Source organism: Actinosynnema sp. NPDC023794 (assembly GCF_040639675.1).
GTDB lineage: Bacteria > Actinomycetota > Actinomycetes > Mycobacteriales > Pseudonocardiaceae > Actinosynnema > Actinosynnema luteola.
Genome location: NZ_JBFAFR010000047.1, coordinates 1 through 17,293 on the forward strand (window position 1 = coordinate 1; position 17,293 = coordinate 17,293).

The 17,293-nt window shown below is 71.2% G+C and carries 12 protein-coding genes and 1 pseudogene; 2 read left to right on the top strand and 11 right to left on the bottom strand.

Annotated elements, in window-relative coordinates:
- Nucleotides 1–91: 91 nt before the first annotated feature.
- The 3 genes from AB0H12_RS42350 to pdxR all read right to left on the bottom strand — a co-directional run bounded on the left by AB0H12_RS42350 (nucleotide 92) and on the right by pdxR (nucleotide 3,430).
- On the bottom strand, nucleotides 92–943 hold the full coding sequence (locus tag AB0H12_RS42350) for an alpha/beta fold hydrolase (protein WP_499631508.1): 852 nt from the start codon (nucleotides 941–943) through the stop codon (nucleotides 92–94).
- 76 nt (nucleotides 944–1,019) lie between these two features.
- Nucleotides 1,020–1,754, bottom strand: a complete 735-nt coding sequence (locus AB0H12_RS42355; RefSeq protein ID WP_499631509.1) for a hypothetical protein — start codon at nucleotides 1,752–1,754, stop codon at nucleotides 1,020–1,022.
- Between the two features lie 251 nt (nucleotides 1,755–2,005).
- Nucleotides 2,006–3,430, bottom strand: coding sequence for a MocR-like pyridoxine biosynthesis transcription factor PdxR (pdxR, locus tag AB0H12_RS42360; RefSeq protein ID WP_499631512.1), 1,425 nt, complete (start codon nucleotides 3,428–3,430; stop codon nucleotides 2,006–2,008).
- Nucleotides 3,431–3,476: 46 nt separating this feature from the next.
- Between pdxR and AB0H12_RS42365 the strand changes: the two genes are divergently transcribed.
- Nucleotides 3,477–4,418 (top strand): aldo/keto reductase, encoded by a 942-nt coding sequence (locus AB0H12_RS42365; protein WP_499631515.1) that lies wholly within the window; start codon nucleotides 3,477–3,479, stop codon nucleotides 4,416–4,418.
- 9 nt (nucleotides 4,419–4,427) lie between these two features.
- Here the strand turns inward: AB0H12_RS42365 and AB0H12_RS42370 are convergent, their stop codons facing one another.
- Complete coding sequence (locus AB0H12_RS42370) at nucleotides 4,428–4,625, bottom strand: hypothetical protein (RefSeq protein WP_499631518.1); 198 nt, start codon at nucleotides 4,623–4,625, stop codon at nucleotides 4,428–4,430.
- 15 nt (nucleotides 4,626–4,640) lie between these two features.
- Nucleotides 4,641–4,877 (bottom strand): annotated as a pseudogene (locus AB0H12_RS42375) (hypothetical protein); the annotation flags it as partial.
- Between the two features lie 394 nt (nucleotides 4,878–5,271).
- Between AB0H12_RS42375 and AB0H12_RS42380 the strand changes: the two are divergent.
- Nucleotides 5,272–6,279 (top strand): LacI family DNA-binding transcriptional regulator, encoded by a 1,008-nt coding sequence (locus AB0H12_RS42380; RefSeq protein WP_499631521.1) that lies wholly within the window; start codon nucleotides 5,272–5,274, stop codon nucleotides 6,277–6,279.
- On the opposite strand, the gene AB0H12_RS42385 is transcribed toward AB0H12_RS42380, so the two are convergent.
- Genes AB0H12_RS42385 through AB0H12_RS42410 form a run of 6 tightly spaced genes read right to left on the bottom strand, consistent with a single transcriptional unit; the run spans nucleotide 6,241 to nucleotide 17,245 of the window.
- Nucleotides 6,241–9,054 (bottom strand): beta-galactosidase, encoded by a 2,814-nt coding sequence (locus tag AB0H12_RS42385; RefSeq protein WP_499631524.1) that lies wholly within the window; start codon nucleotides 9,052–9,054, stop codon nucleotides 6,241–6,243. The genes AB0H12_RS42380 and AB0H12_RS42385 overlap by 39 nt on opposite strands.
- A complete protein-coding gene (gene yicI / locus AB0H12_RS42390) occupies nucleotides 9,051–11,348 on the bottom strand; it encodes an alpha-xylosidase (protein ID WP_499631527.1) in 2,298 nt (765 codons plus the stop codon). Before yicI ends, AB0H12_RS42385 begins: the two co-directional genes overlap by 4 nt.
- Entirely contained in the window at nucleotides 11,345–12,157 is an 813-nt protein-coding gene (locus tag AB0H12_RS42395; RefSeq protein ID WP_499631530.1) for a carbohydrate ABC transporter permease, read from the bottom strand. The genes yicI and AB0H12_RS42395 overlap by 4 nt, the downstream gene beginning before the upstream one ends.
- Complete coding sequence (locus tag AB0H12_RS42400; protein ID WP_499631533.1) at nucleotides 12,154–13,056, bottom strand: carbohydrate ABC transporter permease; 903 nt, start codon at nucleotides 13,054–13,056, stop codon at nucleotides 12,154–12,156. The genes AB0H12_RS42395 and AB0H12_RS42400 overlap by 4 nt, the downstream gene beginning before the upstream one ends.
- Nucleotides 13,053–14,330 carry an ABC transporter substrate-binding protein gene (locus tag AB0H12_RS42405; protein ID WP_499631536.1) on the bottom strand — a complete coding sequence of 426 codons (1,278 nt, stop codon included), beginning with the start codon at nucleotides 14,328–14,330 and terminating at the stop codon, nucleotides 13,053–13,055. The genes AB0H12_RS42400 and AB0H12_RS42405 overlap by 4 nt, the downstream gene beginning before the upstream one ends.
- On the bottom strand, nucleotides 14,330–17,245 hold the full coding sequence (locus tag AB0H12_RS42410) for a glycoside hydrolase family 3 protein (RefSeq protein ID WP_499631538.1): 2,916 nt from the start codon (nucleotides 17,243–17,245) through the stop codon (nucleotides 14,330–14,332). The genes AB0H12_RS42405 and AB0H12_RS42410 overlap by 1 nt, the downstream gene beginning before the upstream one ends.
- Nucleotides 17,246–17,293 lie beyond the last annotated feature (48 nt).

Below are 17,293 nucleotides of genomic sequence, written 5' to 3' on the forward strand. Positions count from 1 at the left end.
AGGACCCCAAGCCCTTCATCTGGACCAAGGACGCGGACGAGATCCTCGACCGCCTCGCCTCATATCTTGATCGAATTCCTGGCGCAGGACACTAGGCGCCCAGCTCCATGATCCGGGCCGCCACCTCGGCCGGCGCCTCCAGCGGCAGCATGTGGCCCGCGTCCTCCACCACCACGGACTCGCCGCCGACCGCCGCGGCCAGCGCCTTGGCGTTGGACTCGGGCACCAACCGGTCCTCATCGCCCACGATGGCGATCACCGGGCGTTCGCCCGCGACGGACAGCGCGGCCTCGCGGTCGTACCGGTCGACCGCCGGTCGGAACAACGCGATGGTCTCCGGCCAGTGCGACCACACCATCTCCGCGGTCAGGTCGACGTCCTCCTTGCGGGGCTCGTCGCCGAACAACCACCAGCGCAACCCGGCCGTCTTCGCGGGCTCGATCTTCTCCCGCACCGCCCTCACCAGCGGCCCGAACGCGCGTTCCAGCTCGCGCACCAGCTTGCCGAGCGCCTTGGGCCAGGCCAGCGACGTCTCCGCCAGCCCCGTGGCGGCGGTCGAGACGAACACCACGCCCGCCACCCGCTGCCGGTAGAGGCGGGGACGGCGCTCGGCCATCGCCATCGCGGCCATGCCGCCCATCGAGTGGCCCGCCACGACGACCCGCCCGTCGGGTACCAGCCACTCGATCAACTCGCCCAGGTCGTCGCCGAGCTGCTCGATCGTCGCGGTCTCCTTGTCGGCGGGCGAGGAGGCGCCGTGGCCGCGGTGGTCGTAGGCGATCACCCGCACGGACTCCGGCAGCGCCGCCACCACCCGGTGCCAACTGCGGTGGTCCAGCGCGTAGCCGTGGGCGAGCACCACGGTCAGCTCGGCGTCGGGCGGGCCGCTGCGTGCCACGTTCAGCTCCGTGCCGTCCTCCAGCCGCAACCGTTCGGTCGCCATGGCCGCTGCCCCTTCCGTCGTCGGACGTCGACTTGACCAACGAGTAACAAGGGCGGACGTCACGCGCGCCCGGCCGCTACGACCAGTCGGGCTGCCGGAGCAGCGCCAACCGCCGGTCGAGGAGGGCGGCGAAGTCGTGCGGGCGCCCGACGACCAGTTCGACGTCGTGCACGGCCGCGGTGCGGACCACGACCACCTCGCCACCCGGCGCGTCCCGCGCGTCGGCCACCCAGACGTCGGTGATCTCGCGCAACGGCAGCTCGCCGCCGGAGACGTCCGGGGTGGACGGTCCGGTGAGCACGTGCCAGCGCAGCAGCTCGCCGTCGAAGTTGGCGTGCGCGAGCACGGGGTGCCCGGTGGCGTTGCGGACCTGCCGCGACGCGCTGCGCACGCCCAGCGTCGTGCCGGCGATCGCGCCGCCGGACGCGTCCATCAGCACCGCCTTCGCCTTCGTCACCAGCGCGCCCGCGACCGCCGTCGCCGCGACGGTCGGCAACGCGAGCAGCGCGTTCCCGATGACGAACCCGATCCCGAGCGCCTGCGCCGCGCCCGCGTACAGGACCAGCCCGGCCCACCACCCCGGCCGGTGCACGTAGACCCGGCGGACCAGGAACCACACCGGCGTCACGACGCCGATCACCAGCAGGACCCAGCCCGGCACGACCAGGCCCGACCACGGCGCCACGAGTGCGACGACCAGGCTCACCGCCGGCGGCGCGAGGAAACCGAGCAGCACCAACGCCCGGGCGCGCGACCACCGCCGCTCGAACTCCGCGCGCACCGACTCGTGCACGCCGAACGGCAACCGCACCCCGAACCACCTCCCGACATCAGCGTAACGTCACCGTTTCCGACCCTTTCGGCACGCACGGTGATGATCGCCGGACGGTCACACCGCCGCGGACCGCGGTGCGGCGTTCGGCGCGCCCCGCCGGCCGCGTTCGGCCACGAGACGGATGCTGCCCCACCGGCTGCGCACGCGCGCGGGCCGGTGCGGGGCCGACGCGCCTCGCCGCAACGAGGCCGTCCGGCGCTGGGCCGTCGAACACAGGCCGCCCACCGCTAGGCGGAGCTCGGGGTCCGCCGAGCCGTGGCCGACCGCAGCGCCTCGCGCAGGAGCGTCGCGGCCGACGGGATCTCGGTGTCGCCGATGTTGCCGTACCCGAGGACGAGGGCGCGTCCCGGCGACTCCTCCGTGCGGTAGTCGTCCAGGTCCGCCAGGCGCAGACCGGCGGACGCCGCGGCTTGGACGGTGCGCCGGGTGTCGGTGTCGTCCGGCAGGTGCAGGAGGATGTGCAGCCCCGCGGCGGTGCCGGCGGGACGGCCCTCCGGCACTTCGGCGGCGAGGGTCTTGAGCAGCAGGTCGCGGCGGGAGCGGAAGCGGCGGCGGGCCGCGCGGAGGTGGGCGTCGTACCAGCCCCGGTCGATGAAGGTGGACAGCGCCAGCTGGTCGAGGACCGGTGGCGCGACGGCCACCGGGTTCGCGGTCCGCAGCGCCGGGATCGTGGTGGCGGGCGCGACCAGCCAGCCGAGGCCGAGGGCCGGTGAGAGGGTCTTGCTGACCGTGCCGAGGAGGAAGACCCGGCCGGGTTCCATGCCCTGCATGACGGCGACCGGGTGGTGGTCGTAGCGGAACTCGGCGTCGTAGTCGTCCTCGATGACGTACCCGTCGACCTCACGGGCCCATCGCACGAGGCCCGCCCGGCGCGCCGGTGACAGCACCGCGCCGGTCGGGAACTGGTGCGCCGCGCCGACCACGACCGCCCGTGCCGGTGTGCGGGTCAGGTCGTCCACCCGGAGGCCGTCGTGGTCCACCGGCACGTGGTGCACGCGCAGGCCGGCGCTGGTCGCGGCGGCACGCAGGCGCGGCCAACCCGGGTGTTCGACCGCCACGTCCCTGATCCCCTCGGCGTGCAGCGCGCGGCACGTGCGGACCAAGCCGTCGGTGACGCCGGCGCACACGAACACGGACGCGGCGTCGGCGTCCGCGGCGCGGGAACGCCGCAGGTAGTCCGCGAGCGTGGTGCGCAGCGCCGCGTGCCCGGCCGGGTCGGGGATGTCCAGGTCGTAGTGGACGGCCGAGCCGATGACCGCCCGGACCGCGTCGGCCCACCGACGGCGCGGGAACGCCCTCAGGTCCGGCAGACCGGGCGCCAGGTCGTACCGGATCACCGGCCGGGCCGGTGCGCCCTGAGTGCGGGGGCGCGAGGGCTCCGTCACGGGTGACCACGAGACACGCGTCGCCGAACCCACCCGCGCGGTGAGGTAGCCCTCCGCGACGAGTTGCCCGTACGCCTCCGTCACGACCCAGCGGGAGCAGCCGAGGTCCTCCGCCAGCGCCCGGCTCGGCGGCACGGCGGCGCCCTCCGCCAGCCGGCCGTCCCGGATCGCGGCACGCAGCGCGTGCGCCAAGCGGTCGTGCAGGCGGCCACGTCCACCGACCTCCAGGAGCGTCGCCCACGCGAAATTGGTCTGGGAAACCGTCACGGGATTGGAGAGTAATGCCGAGCCGAATCCACCTACCGTGGTGGTCATGGTTGAGAAGTTGGCTCTTGGGGCCATGTTGTTCGGCACGGCCACCGACGAGCGGCGGTCGTTCGAGATCCTGGACCGCTTCGTGGACGCCGGTGGCGTCTGGATCGACACCGCGAACTGCTACGCGTTCTGGGCGGACCCCAGTGGGTTCGGCGGGCAGAGCGAGGCGTTGCTCGGACGTTGGCTGGCGCGCCGCCCCGGCGTCCGCGACCGCGTCCGGATCAGCACCAAGGTGGGCTGCGAGCCGACCGAGGCGGGCCGGTTCCCGGAGACGGCCGAGGGACTGTCGGCCGGTGTCGTCAAGAACGGGATCGAGGCCAGCCTCCGCCGGCTCGGCACGGACCACGTCGAGCTGTACTGGGCGCACAAGCCCGATCCGGTGACACCGTTGGAGGAGACGGTCGCCGCGTTCGACGAGCTGGTGTCCGCCGGCGCGGTCGGCCGCCTCGGCTGCTCCAACTACCCCGTCTGGCAGGTCGAACGGGCGCGCCGGATCGCCCAGGCCACCGGTCGGGCCGGCTACACCGCCGTGCAGCAGCACCACACGTACCTGCGACCGCGCCCCGGGACGCAGCCAACCGTGGTGCACCGGTTCGGCGCGGTCAGCGACGAGGTGATCCACTACCTCGAACACCACCCGGACATGGCGCTGTGGTCGTACACACCGCTGCTGAGCGGCAGTTACACGCGAACCGACAAGCCGCTGCCCGCCGAGTACGACCACCCCGGCACCACGAACCGCCTCGCCGTCCTCGACGAGGTCGCCGCCGAAACCGGCACGAACCGCAACCAGGTCGTGCTGGCGTGGCTGACCGGCGGCGGCACGGACATCACGCCGATCGTCGGCGTCAGCACGGTCGAGCAGCTCGACGACGCGTTCGCCGGTGTGTCCCTGGAACTGACCGCCGACCAGCGCCAACGCCTCGACGCGGCCGCGTGAGGGCGGGGTTCACCGGAGGGGGTCCGGTGAACCCCGCCGTCGGTCACGCCCCCGGGGGCGGCCCGCGCGAGTCTCCTGCACGGTCAGCGGACGCACGGTCAGCGTGTGGTCGTAGGTGGTGTCCGGGCGGACCTGGCTGCGTTGCCGCACCGGGTTCGGCGTGTCGTGGTCCCGCGGCCGGTGGTAGTCGACGCACTGCTCGTCCACGGTGGACGAGTGGACGCCGATCGGCGTGCCGTCCCTGCGGTCGACGTAGCTCTCCGCCTCGCGGCCGTGCCAGGCGAACCGGCCGTAGCTGTCGGGCAGCGGCGAGCGGGACGCTGACGCGCGGCAGGTACGGCAGGGGTGCGCGTGGCGCCCTGCGGGGTGACGTCGCGCGGCACGCGGGGCGGGTCGTCCGGCCGGCTCGCGGCGGCGATGTCGCGGAAGATCGGGTGGTCGAGGCCGTCGGTCTGCCAGGGGTGCGGCACCGAGACCTCGCGCCGGCCGGACGTGTCGTAGCCGGCCTCGGCGACCATGCCGGGGTTCTCCAGGTAGGACGAGTGCACCCCGGGAAAGCGCTCACCGAACGACGACGCGCGCCTGCACTGCCGGGAAAGCGCTTACACCGTCATGTCGGATCGCCCCGCCCGCCTGGCGCCCATCTGGGTGTTAGCGCTAACGGAAAGCCCCGCCTGAACGCACTGCCGCACAGTCGACTGCACCACGTTTGTTTCTGTCGGAAATCAAGCCTACCGCAACGGTGCGCTCCTCGACACCTGCTGTTAGCGCTCTCAATCACGAGCGCGACTCACTCGTCTACAATGGACATCAGAAGGAACCCGGAGCGACTCCGACGTACTATGATCCACCGATGGTCACCATCGCCGACGTCGCCCGGGCGGCGGGAGTCTCGCCCAGCACCGTGTCGTACGTGCTGTCCGGCAAGCGCTCGATCTCGGAGACCACCCGGCGCCGCGTGCACCACAGCATCCGCGCGCTCGGCTACCGGCCGAACGCGGGCGCGCGGGCGCTGGCCAGCAGCCGCACGAACGTGCTCGCCCTCGTCGTGCCGCTGCGCACCGACCTGAACGTCCCCGTGCTGATGCAGTTCGTCGCGGCCACGGTCACCGAGGCCCGCTCCCACGACCACGACGTGCTGCTGCTGACCGCCGACGAGGGCGCGGAAGGTCTGCACCGGGTGGTGGCCTCCTCGCTCGCCGACGCGATCATCGTGATGGACGTCGAAGCGGCCGAGCCCCGCGTCCCGGTGCTGCGCGAGCTGGGCAGGCCCGCGGTGCTGATCGGCGTGCCGGCCGACCCGCAGGCGCTGACCTGCGTCGACCTCGACTTCACCGCCGCCGCGTCGGAGTGCGTGCACCACCTCGCCGACCTCGGTCACCGCGACATCGCGCTCATCGGCCCCTCCCCCGCCGTCTACCAGCGCGGCACGAGCTACGCCGGCCGGTTCCTGAGCGGGTTCCGGCGGACCGCCGCGAGTCTGGGCGTCGAGGCCGCCACGCTGGCCTGCGTGCCCACCTACGACGGCCTCCGGGAGTGCCTGGACGGCCTGCTGGACGACCACCGCCCGGTCACCGGCCTGGTGGTGCACAACGAGGCCATCCTCGGCCCGCTGCTGTCGGAGCTGGCGCGACGAGGCCTGAGCGTCCCGCGCGACATCTCGGTGCTGGCGGTCTGCCCGCCGGACGTGGCGCAGGCGCAGGCCGTGCCGCTGTCCTCGGTCGACCTCCCGGCCGTCGACCTCGGGCGGCTGGCCGTCGAACTGGCGATGCGCCAGCTCGACGGCCCCGCCGAACCCGAGGTGCGGCTGCTGCCGCCCCGGCTAACGACTCGGGGCAGCACCGGTCCGGTGGTTCCCTAGGGTCACCAGGCTCACCTTCCCGGGGTCACCCTGCGCCGCCGCGGTCGCGATCACGGCGAAGGTGAGCGTGTTGTGGTCGCGCAGCACGCCGTTCGGGAGCACGAACTCCCGTTGTGGGCCGACGTCGTTGAGGCACTGGCCCATGTTCCAGCCGTTGACGAAGATCAGCACCCGGTAACCGCGCGCGGTGGCGTCCTCGAACCGCAGGCCGAGCGAGACGTCGTGCCCGCGCGGCAGGTCCAGCTCGAAGTCGGTGCGGTACCAGGACACGCCGGGCGTCAGCGTTCCCGGTGGCCGCTGCCAGCCGCCGGAACCGGGCAGGTGCCAGCCGGCGCGCTCGCCGTGCAGGCCGCCGGTGTTCATCGGTCCGCGTTCGCCGTCCGTCGGCCGCGAACCCCGGATCTGCCACGAGATCGGCGCGGTCGAGCCCTCGACCACCACCCCGAACAAGCCGCGCGGCTGCTTGTGGCGGACGTCGTCGGCGGTCCAGTCGTCGTTGTGGCCCATGTTCCCGACCAGCACCGTCAACGTCGCCTGCCGCCCGGCGGCCAGCAGCCCCTCGGGCACGGCGAAGTCACCGCGCCCGGGATCGGGGTTCACCGGTTCGGAGTCGGCCTGGACGCCGCCGGCGGCCGAGCCGAGGTAGCGCCCGTCGAGCCACACCTGGTAGATGCCGCGCCTGCCGGTGATGGCGTTGACGGAGATGGTCTTCTCGGCGCCGGTGGCGGTGAACCGGCCGCGGTACCAGACGTGGCCGTTGTGGTGGCCGTACTCGTCGGCGTACAGCACCGGGAGCGTCTTGGGCTTGATCGGGCTCGCCGTGGTGGTCTTGTCCGCCGTCGTCCAGCCGGACTCGCCCTGGCCGGGCGCTTCCGGGCGGTACCGCCAGTCGGTCAGCTCGGGCAGGCTCACCTGCTCCGGGCCGGGCAGCGAGCCGAGCAGGGAACCGCTCGACGTCCGGCGCACGGGCACCGGACGTCCTCCGACGGAGAGGTGACGTGCCGGGGCGAACACCTCGACCTCGCCTCCGCGGTCGGTGTCGGCGCGCAGCGCGAGCCGGCCGCCCTTGATCTCGGCGGAGCGGACCAGCGACGTGCCGCGGACCAGGACGGGCCCGGCCGCGGTGTCCTGCCGCCAGAACTGCGCGGCGGTCTCGTCGGTGCCGAGCATCAGCAGCACCGGCTGCCGCCCGCCGCCGGTGACGAGCACGCGGGCCAGGCCGGTGTGGGTGTAGTCCAGCCGCAGGTCGCCGTCGGCGTAGGAGCTGCGGACCTGGCCGTCGAGCACCTCGACGGTCGGCTCCGAGTCGTAGCGCAGGACGGTGGAGCCTTGTTCGCCGTCACGGCCGTAGAGCACCGCGACGTCGCGACCGGAGACGTCCACGTGGGTGAGGATCTCGGAGCTCGACCACACCAACCGCTGGCCGCCGAGGTCGTACCCGGCGACGAGGATCTTGGCGTCGCGGCCGTTCACCCGCACCGGCACCCGGTAGCGGCCGTCCGGGGTGGACCAGTCCAGGGTCGTGGACACGTCGGCGGCCCCGGCGAGTCCGGCCTGTCGCACCAGCACGAACTGCGTGCCGGTGTCGGGGTTCGCCCTGGCCCGGGCCAGCACGGCCGGGTCGGCGGGCACGGGGGCCGCGGTCTCGTCGGTCTTGGTCAGCGGCGCGACCGTGGTCATGAAGTAGCCCTGCCGCTTGAACTCGTCGTACTTGGCGGTGAGCTGACGCGACTCGGTGATCGCGGAGCCGTAGTCGTAGGAGGTGTAGACGTCGTTCGGCTGCGGCAGCCAACCCCACGACGTGCCGCCGAACGTCATGTAGTAGCCGTACATGGTGGCACCGCTGGAGATGGCGTTGTTCTTGTAGAACACCTTCATGTAACTCGGGCCGGTCAGCTCGCGGCACTTGTCGTACCCGGCGTCGTTCAGGTCGATCGCGCCTGCCTGGTACTCGGCCGCGTACACCGGCGCGTCGTCGCGCAGCCTGCGCGTGACGCCGTCGCCCCACGGGCCCCAGGAGTCGGGCTTGTGGCACTCGAACGACTGCGGGTAGTCGTCGACGCCGGGGATCTGCACCGCGCCCTGGCCGGACGACCAGTTCGCCAGGTTCCCGCCGCAGCAGTTGTTGTGCACGATCGGCACGTCGACGCCGGCGGCGCGGGCCTGCCGCTGGAGGTCCTCCATGTAGGCCGGGTCGACGTTGACCGCGTACTCGTTCTCCACGTTGTAGGCGATCACCGAACCGCCGCGCGACACCTGGTGCCGGGCGATGATCGGATTGATGTGGCCCAGCCACTCCCGGTACGCGGCCGTGTAGCCGGGGTCGCTGGACCGGGCCCGGCCCTCCACCGCCTTCAACCACGCGGGGAAGCCGCCGCCGCTGGTCTCGGCGTTGATGTACGGCCCGGGGCGGGCCACCACGTACAGGCCGAGCTCGTCGGCCATCCGCAGCAACCGGTCCACGTCGCGCACGCCGGTGAAGTCGTAGACGCCCGGCGACGGCGAGTGGTAGCCCCAGTGGAAGTACAGCGACACGCCGGTGAACCCGGCGGCCCGGACCTTCTCCAGCACGTCGCGCCACAGCTCGGGGCTGGGCAGCCGGAAGTAGTGGAACTCGCCCGACCACAGCATGACCCGCTCGCCGTCCACGGTGAGCGAGTACCGGTCGTACGCGACCTCGTGCCGCTTCTCGGCGGGCGCGCTGGCCGCGACCACCGGCGTGGTCACGGCCAGCGAACCCGCTAACAGGAGCAGGACCGCTAACAGCCGCCTCATCGGATCCCCCGCAGGGCCAGGGCGCCGTCCTCGGCGGTGACGAGCACACCGTCGGGGTGCGAGCCCACCGCGCCACCGTCGACGCCGTCGACCGCTTCGGCGCCGACCAGCAGCAGCCGCCAAGTCGACGGCGCGCCCTCGGCCTCGACCCGGATCTCGTCGCCCTGGCGGTGCGTGCGGAACGTCGTGTCGCCGACCACCGTCACGTGATCGCCGTCGGACAGCTGGTAGACCCGCAGCGTGACGCCCTCGGCGTAGTCGTAGTCCGGCCGGTCGTCGACCGCGCCGACCGGCAGGATCGTGTTCGGCCGCACGAGCACCGGCGCGGTGAGGAAGTCGCAGCGGTCGCGGACCCAGCGCGGGCCCCGCACGGTCTCACCGGTCAACAGGTGGGTCCAAGCGCCCTCGGGGACGTAGTACGACACGTCGCCCTCGTCCGAGAACACCGGCGCGACCAGCAAATCGTCGCCGAGCATGTACTGCCGTTCGAGGTGCGCGCAGCCCGGGTCGTCCGGGAACTCCACCACCATCGCCCGCATCATCGGCACGCCTTCGGCGGTGGCCTGCCGCGCCGCGCCGTCCAGGTACGGCATCAGTCGCAGCTTCAGCTTGGTGAAGTGCCGCAGCACGTCGACGGACTCCTCGTCGAACAGCCACGGCACGCGGTAGGACGCGCTGCCGTGCAGCCGGCTGTGCGAGGACAGCAGGCCGAACGCGATCCACCGCTTGAACAGCGCCGCCGACGGCGTGCCCTCGAACCCGCCGATGTCGTGGCTCCAGTAACCGAAACCGGACAGGCCGAGCGACAGCCCGCCGCGCAGGCTCTCCGCCATCGACTCGTACGTGGCCTCGCAGTCGCCGCCCCAGTGCACCGGGAACTGCTGCGAGCCGGCCGTGGCGGACCGGGCGAACACCACCGCCTCACCCTCGCCGCGCCGCTTGCGCAGCACGTCGAACACCGTCTGGTTGTAGAGGTGGGTGTAGTAGTTGTGCATCCGCTCCGGGTCGGAGCCGTCGTGGTAGACCACGTCGGTCGGCACGCGCTCGCCGAAGTCGGTCTTGAAGCAGTCGACCCCCTGTGCCAGCAGGGCGTCCAGCTTCGCCGAGTACCAGGCGCGGGCGGCCGGGTTGGTGAAGTCGACCAACGCCATGCCCGGCTGCCACAGGTCCCACTGCCACACGTCGCCGTTCCGCTTGCGCAGCAGGTAGCCGTTCGCCTTGCCCTCGGCGAACAGCGGCGACCGCTGCGCGATGTACGGGTTGATCCACACCGAGATCCGCAGGCCCTTGGCGCGCAGGCGGTCGAGCATGCCGACCGGGTCGGGGAACGTGCGCGGGTCCCACTCGAAGTCGCACCAGTGGAACTCGCGCATCCAGAAGCAGTCGAAGTGGAACACGCTCAACGGCAGGTCGCGCTCCAGCATGCCGTCGATGAACCCCGACACGGTCTGCTCGTCGTAGTCCGTGGTGAACGACGTCGACAGCCACAGGCCGAACGACCACGCGGGTGGCAACGCGGGCCGCCCGGTGAGCGCGGTGTACTTGCGCAGGATCTCGCGCGGCGTCGGACCGTAGATCAGGAAGTACTCCAGCGACTGGCCCTCGACGCTGAACTGGACCTTCGACACCGCCTCCGAGCCCACCTCGAACGACACGTGCCCGGGGTGGTTGACGAAGATCCCGTAACCGGCGTTCGTGAGGTAGAACGGGACGTTCTTGTACGCCTGCTCGCTGCTCGTGCCGCCGTCGGCGTTCCAGATGTCGACCGTCTGGCCGTTCTTGACCAGCGGGCCGAACCGCTCCCCCAGCCCGTAGACGGTGTCGCCGACGCCCATGACCAGCTGCTCGCGGACGTGGTGCGTGCCGTCCACCGTCATGAAGCCGATGCCCTTGGCGCCGCTGCTGGTCAGCGGACGGCCGTCGGCGGTGAAGTCGACCTGCCACTGCTCGCCCCGGTGCACCCGCACCGACAGCGCGCCGGCGGTCATCACCACCCCGGCGTCGTCGTCCACCACCTTCGCCTCGTGCGTGCCGTCGGAGGCCAGCGCGAACGCCGGCTCCTTGGGCGCCTCACCGGAGAAGTGCGTGATCTGCACGCCGATCACGTCGGCCATCGGCGAGGTGAGGCCCAGCGCGACCACGGGACCCTTGAGCATGTCGCCGCGGTGCCGGATCGGACGGGTCGACGCGTGCACGACGACCTCGCCGTTCCCCACGGCGACGTCGTGAACCTCGACCGGATAGGCGGCCTCGACCCCTGGCCGAAGCAGCCAGTACCCGTCGCTGAACTTCACTTCACTGCTCCTGCCGTGATGCCGCGGGTCAACGCGCGTTGGAAGATGAGGAAGAAGACGATGGCCGGGATGACGCCGAGCAGCGCCGAGGCGCTGGTCATGGTGGCGTCCATCATCCGCTGGCCCTGCAGCACGCCCAACGCGACCGGCACGGTCTGGTTCTCGTTGGAGATCAGCAGCACCAGCGGGAGGAAGAACTCGTTCCAGGTCCAGATGAAGAAGAACACGAACAGCACGCCGAGCGTGGGCCGGCTGATCGGCACCACGATCCGCACCAACGTCTGCCACTTGTTCGCGCCGTCGATGCGGGCGGCCTCCAGCAGCTCGCGCGGGAAGCCGCCGAGCGTCGAGGTGAGCAGGTAGGTGCCGAACGCGGCCTGGATCACCGTGAAGATGATGATCACGGCGAGCTTGGTGTCGTACAGGCCGGTCTCGTTGGCCAGGAAGTACAGCGGGTACGCCAGCGCCTCCTGCGGCAGGGTGTTCGCGATGAGGAACACCACCAGGATCCACAGCCGGCCCTTCACGCGGCCGATGCCCAGCGCGTAGGCGTTGAACACCGACACGACGACCGCGAGCACGGCGACCGATCCGCTGATGACCACGCTGTTGAGCAGCTTCTCGCCGAAGTCGACCCGTTCCCAGAAGGCGATGATGCCGTCCAGCGACACGCCGCTCGGCAGGTCCAGCGGACCGCCGGTGGAGTACTCGGCCGGCGTCTTCACCGCGTTGAGCGCGACGATGGCGAACGGCACCAGCATCACCGCGGCCAGCAGGATCATCGACCACAGCACCGCGTGCCGCCTCATCGCTCACCCCGGTTCTGCACGCGCAGGAACACCGTCGTGAGGACCAGGATCAGCACGGTGAGGACGGTGGCGATGGCCGCGCCGTAGCCGACCTGGGTCTTCTCGAAGAAGTTCTGGAACGAGTAGTAGGACGGCACGTTGGTCGAGCCGCCCGGCCCGCCCCTGGTCAGCACGTAGATCGGGGCGAACACCTTCAACGCGGCGATCGTGCAGGTCAGGAGCACGACGAAGATCTCCGGGCGGATCTGCGGCACGGTGACGTGGAAGAACCGGCCCCACCACGACGCGCCGTCCAGCTCCGCGGCCTCGTGCAACGACGGGTCGACCCGCTGCATCCCGGCCATGAAGATCACCACCGGGTAGCCGACCTGGATCCACAGCATCACGGCCATCACCGACCACAGCGCGAAGTCCGGGTCGCCGAGCCAGTTCTGCGCCAGCGAGTCCAGGCCGACGGCGCGCAGCACCTCGTTCAGCGCGCCGTCCTGCGGCGCCAGGATCCAGCTCCACACGATCCCGGCCACCGCGATCGGCAGCACCTGCGGCAGGTAGACGCACGCCCGCAGGATGCTGGCGTGCTTCGACCCGAAGTGCTTGCCGATGAAGTCGAACAGGGCGGCGGCGATGACGAGTCCCGCCAGGGTCGGCAGGATCGCCATCGCCACCACCAGGCCGACGTTGTGCCGGAACGACGCCCAGAACGTGCCGTCCGACATCAGCCGGGTGTAGTTGTCCAGCCCGATCCACTCGGGCGTGCCCGCGCCGGACCACTCGGTGAAGCTGATGCCGATGTTCATCCCGAACGGCACCAGGATCACCGCGAGCAGCAGCAGTCCGCCGGGGATGAGGAAGAGCAGGTACGACCCGCGGTCGCGGATCGACGTGGGTACCAGGCTCATTTGCCGACGCTCGCCGTGTTCTCCTTGTAGTAGTCCGCCATCTCGGTCAGCACCTCGTGCGGTCCGAGCTGCCCGGTGATCAGCTTCTGCACCGACGAGACCTGGGCGTCGTAGAAGCCGGGCGCGGGCCAGTCCGGGTAGAACGCCAGCCCGTCGTCGGCGGAGATCGCCTTGAAGTCCTCGTTGAGCTGCTGGGTCTTCGGGTCGGTGGCGGGGGTCCCGCTCGGCGCGACGGCGATGCCGCCCGCGTCGCGCAGCTTGTCCTGGATCGCCGGCGACATGGTGATCTCGATGAAGTCGTAGGCGAGCTGCTTGTTCTTCGAGCCCTGGGGCACGACCCACAGGTTGCCGCTCGACCCGGCGGTCATGCCCGGCCACGGCACCGAGGCCCACTCGAAGTCCTTGACCTGCGCCTGCACCCGGCCGTACCACCAGCTGCCGCTGATCATGATCGGGTGCTTGCCCTGCATGAACGACAGGCCCATGTCCTCGGCCTTCACGCCGGCCGAGTCCTTCGAGATGTAGCCCTCGCGCAGCCACTTGGCGAAGGTCTCCGCGCCGAACACCCACGCGTTGTCGTGGAAGTTCACGTCACCGGTGTAGCGCTGGAACCGGTCCACCCACTCGCGGTCGGCCTTGGTCAGCGCCAGCTGGTACAGCACCTGGTGCGCCGGGTACTCCGCGCCGCCGAGCGCGAGCGGCGTGACGCCGGCGGCGGCGAACTTCGCCATCGCGGCGGTCAGCTCGTCCAGGGTCTTCGGCGCGGCCAACCCCTGCTGGTCGAACATGGTCTTGTTGTAGTAGACCATCACGTACTCGGCGTAGTTGGGGATGCCGTACCACTTCCCGGAACCCATCACGCCGCGGTCGTCGTACTTCGCCGTCGTGTCGATGCCCGGCCCGAGCTTCTTGTCCCACCCGCGCTTGGTGACCTCTTCGCTCATGTCGGTCAGCAGGCCCTGCTTGGACAGCAGGCCGGTGGTCGCGTTTCCCTTGTTGTACTCCAGGATGTCCGGCGCGTCCTTGGAGTTGAGCACCATCGAGGCCGTCTTCTGGATCTGCTCGAAGCCCTTCTCCTCGAACTCCACCTTCACGCCCGGGTGCGAGGCCTCGAACTGCTTGATCGCCTCCGCCCACGCCACGCCCATGGCGCTGTCCGGACCCTCGTAGTGCCACAGCTTGAGGGTGTTGGGGTCGGAGGCCCCGTCTGAACCCCCGCAGCCGGCCACGGCCAGCACGGCCGCGACCGCGGCCACCAGAAGACGCTTGGACATCAGGATGTTCCCTCCACGGTGAGGTTGTCGATCCGGGCCTTCCCCGTGAAGACCAGGCACACGTCCTGCCGACCGGTCGCGCCGCGCAAGGGCGACGAGACCGTGGTCCAGGAGTACTTGTCGGCCGTGGTCGGCACGGTGAGCGTGCCCACCAGCCTGCCGGTGGGACCGCCGAGGCGCACCTCGACGGTCGTCGGCGCGTCCGGGTTCGCCACCCGGGCCGTCAGCGACCGGGACGACCGGCCGAGGTCGACGTCCTTGAACGAGATCCACTGGCCGGGCGCGGTCGAGGCGACGGAGGTGCCGCGGTCCTTGGTGGTGTCCACCAGGGTCACGCCCGAGTAGTCGTCGAAGTTCTGCGCCTGCGTGGCCTTGCGCAGGTCACGAGGCGGGATCGTCTCGCCGCGCACGCTGATCGTGCGGGTCAGCGGACCGACCGCCAGCTCGTGCGGCGCGCTCTCGACCACCGGCTTCTCCCGCGTCACGTCCCAGAACGCCAGGTCGGCCGCGCGCACGGTCAGCTCCACCGTCTTCGTCTCACCCGGCCGCAGCTCCACCCGCTCGAACGCGCGCAGCTGCTTGACCGGCTGCTGGACCCGCGACTTCTTCTGGTGGGAGTACAGCTGCACCACCTCGGCGCCGGCACGGCGGCCCGTGTTCGTCACGTCCACGCGGACCTTCACCTCGCCCGAGGCGTTCACGACGGTCCGGTCCAGCTTGAGCCGGGAGTACTTGAACGACGTGTAGCTCAGCCCGTACCCGAACGGGTAGAGCGGCTTGCCCTTGAAGTACTGGTAGGTGTGCCCGGACTTCGAGATGTCGTACCGGAGCTTGTCCGGCAGGTCAGCGTCCGAGCGGTACCACGTCTGGGTCAGCCTGGCGCTCGGGTTGTGGTCGCCGAACAGGACGTCGGCGATCGCGTGCCCGGTCTCCTGGCCCGCGTGCGTGGTCCACAGGACGGCGGGCAGGTCGGCGGTGTCCCAGTCGCCCGCGTACGGGTAGCTGCTCTCCAGCACGACGATCGTGCGCGGGTTCGCCTTGCGGACCGCGTCGATCACCGCGCGCTGACCGGCCGGCAGCACGGTGGTCTTGCGGTCGTCGTCCTCACGGCCGTTGATGAACGGCATGCTCCCGACCACCACCACGGCCGCGTCGGCGCCCTTCGCCGCCGCCACCGCGCTGTCCACGCCGCTGCGCACGACCTCGCGCCCGAACTTCGTCGCCGCCGCCGGCGTCTCGGCGGCCACGGTCAGCCTGCCGTCCGCGTCGACGATGACGTACTTGTTCCGGCCGAACCAGGACTGCGTGACCTCGTTGCCCGCGTACTCCAGCACGACCGAACCGTCGGGCTGGGCCACGAACTCGAACTGCTGCTGGACGAACCAGCCGTTGGGCTGCGCCGCGTTGTTGACCAGGCTGCGCCCGTCACCCAGGGAGACCGTCTTGCCGTTCGCGGCGGCCCGCAACGTGACCGTGCCCTCGCCCCAGTCGAACACGTCGAGCCCGCTCGCGTCGGTCGGCGTCGCCTCGGTGGCGGTGAGCGCGGCGCCGGAGTCCGCAGTGGACGCCGTGACGTACTTGCCGGTCGCCAGGTCCTTCAACCGGATGCGGTCGACGCCTTCGCTCGACGTGACCGCGGCCCGTTCGGCGATCCCCTTCGCCGGCGTGATCCGGTAGGGCATCGTGCCCGAGTACCAGTCCTCGTACAGCGTGTCCGCGAGCTGGCCGACGACCGCGACCTCCTTCGTGTCCGACGTGGACAGCGGCAGGGTGTTCTTGTCGTTGCGCAGCAGCACGACCTGCTCGGCGGCCACCTCACGGGCGAGCTCCCGGTGCTCCGGCGCGTCGATGACGTCCGGCGTGATGCCCGCGTACGGGTTGCGCCCGGCCGGGTCGAACTCGCCGAGCCGGAACCGGATCGACAGCACGTGCCGCGCGGCGTCCTCGACGTCGGCCACCGTGATCAGGCCCCGGTCGATCGCGGTCTTGATCGACGTCGTGGTCGGCGCGGAGTTCTGGTTGTCCTCGGTGAAGTTGTCCAGGCCCGCCCGGATGGCCGCCGCGTTGCCCTCGACCTCGTTCGGGTAGTACCGCTGCGCGCCGGCGACGTTCGACGCGCCGCTCGCGTCGCCGACGATCATCAGGTCCTCGTCGGTCCACGAGCGCACGGTCTCGTCCAGCTCGGGGCCGACGTGCGTGGGGCGGCCGTTGACCAGGTTGTACGACGCCATCACGCCGGTGGCGGCGTCCGCCGAGATCGCGGGCTTGAACGCGGCCTCGTCGTAGTCCTTCAGGATCCGCGGCGGGACGATCGAATCGACGGTGACGCGGTCGTCCTCGACGTTGTAGGCCACGTAGTGCTTCAGCGTCGGCGCCGCCTGCAGGTAGTCCGGGTGGTCGCCCTGGACGCCCTGGCCGAACGCGGTGGAGATCCGGCCGGTCAGGTAGGGGTCCTCCGAGTAGCCCTCCTCGTTGCGACCCCACCTCGGGTCGCGCAACAGGTTGACCACCGGCGCCCACAGGTTGAGACCGTTCAACGCCGGGTCCTTCGCGTGGAAGCCGCGCGCCTCGCGCCCGGTGACCGCGCCGACCCGCTCGACCAGCTCGGGGTTCCAGGTGTTCGCCAGGCCGAGGGCCTGCGGGAAGACCGTCGACTCGCCGAGCCACGCCACGCCGTGCAGCGCTTCCGTGCCGGTCTTGAACGCGCCGATCCCCAGCCTCGGGATCGGCGGTTGGTACTGGTGCAGCAGCGAGACCTTCTCGTCGACCGTCAACCGGCCGAGCAGGTCGTCGATCCGTGCCGCGCGCGGCAGGTCGGGGTCGCGGAACGGGAGTTCCTGGGCGTGTGCCGGCAACGGCGCCGCGAGCAGCAACGCGACCAGCGGCAACAACAGCGAGCGGCGGACTCTCGGCACTGACCGTCCCCTTCGTCTTCGGGGAAGCGCGAGCTCCCCCATCGAAGC

What these genes read in the sequence shown, in the direction of transcription:
- AB0H12_RS42395 (WP_499631530.1), bottom strand. Translation starts at nt 12,157, where the DNA reads ATGAGGCGGCACGCGGTGCTGTGGTCGATGATCCTGCTGGCCGCGGTG.
- AB0H12_RS42380 (WP_499631521.1), top strand. Translation starts at nt 5,272, where the DNA reads ATGGTCACCATCGCCGACGTCGCCCGGGCGGCGGGAGTCTCGCCCAGC.
- AB0H12_RS42405 (WP_499631536.1), bottom strand. Translation starts at nt 14,330, where the DNA reads ATGTCCAAGCGTCTTCTGGTGGCCGCGGTCGCGGCCGTGCTGGCCGTG.
- AB0H12_RS42365 (WP_499631515.1), top strand. Translation starts at nt 3,477, where the DNA reads ATGGTTGAGAAGTTGGCTCTTGGGGCCATGTTGTTCGGCACGGCCACC.
- AB0H12_RS42400 (WP_499631533.1), bottom strand. Translation starts at nt 13,056, where the DNA reads ATGAGCCTGGTACCCACGTCGATCCGCGACCGCGGGTCGTACCTGCTC.
- AB0H12_RS42385 (WP_499631524.1), bottom strand. Translation starts at nt 9,054, where the DNA reads ATGAGGCGGCTGTTAGCGGTCCTGCTCCTGTTAGCGGGTTCGCTGGCC.
- AB0H12_RS42350 (WP_499631508.1), bottom strand. Translation starts at nt 943, where the DNA reads ATGGCGACCGAACGGTTGCGGCTGGAGGACGGCACGGAGCTGAACGTG.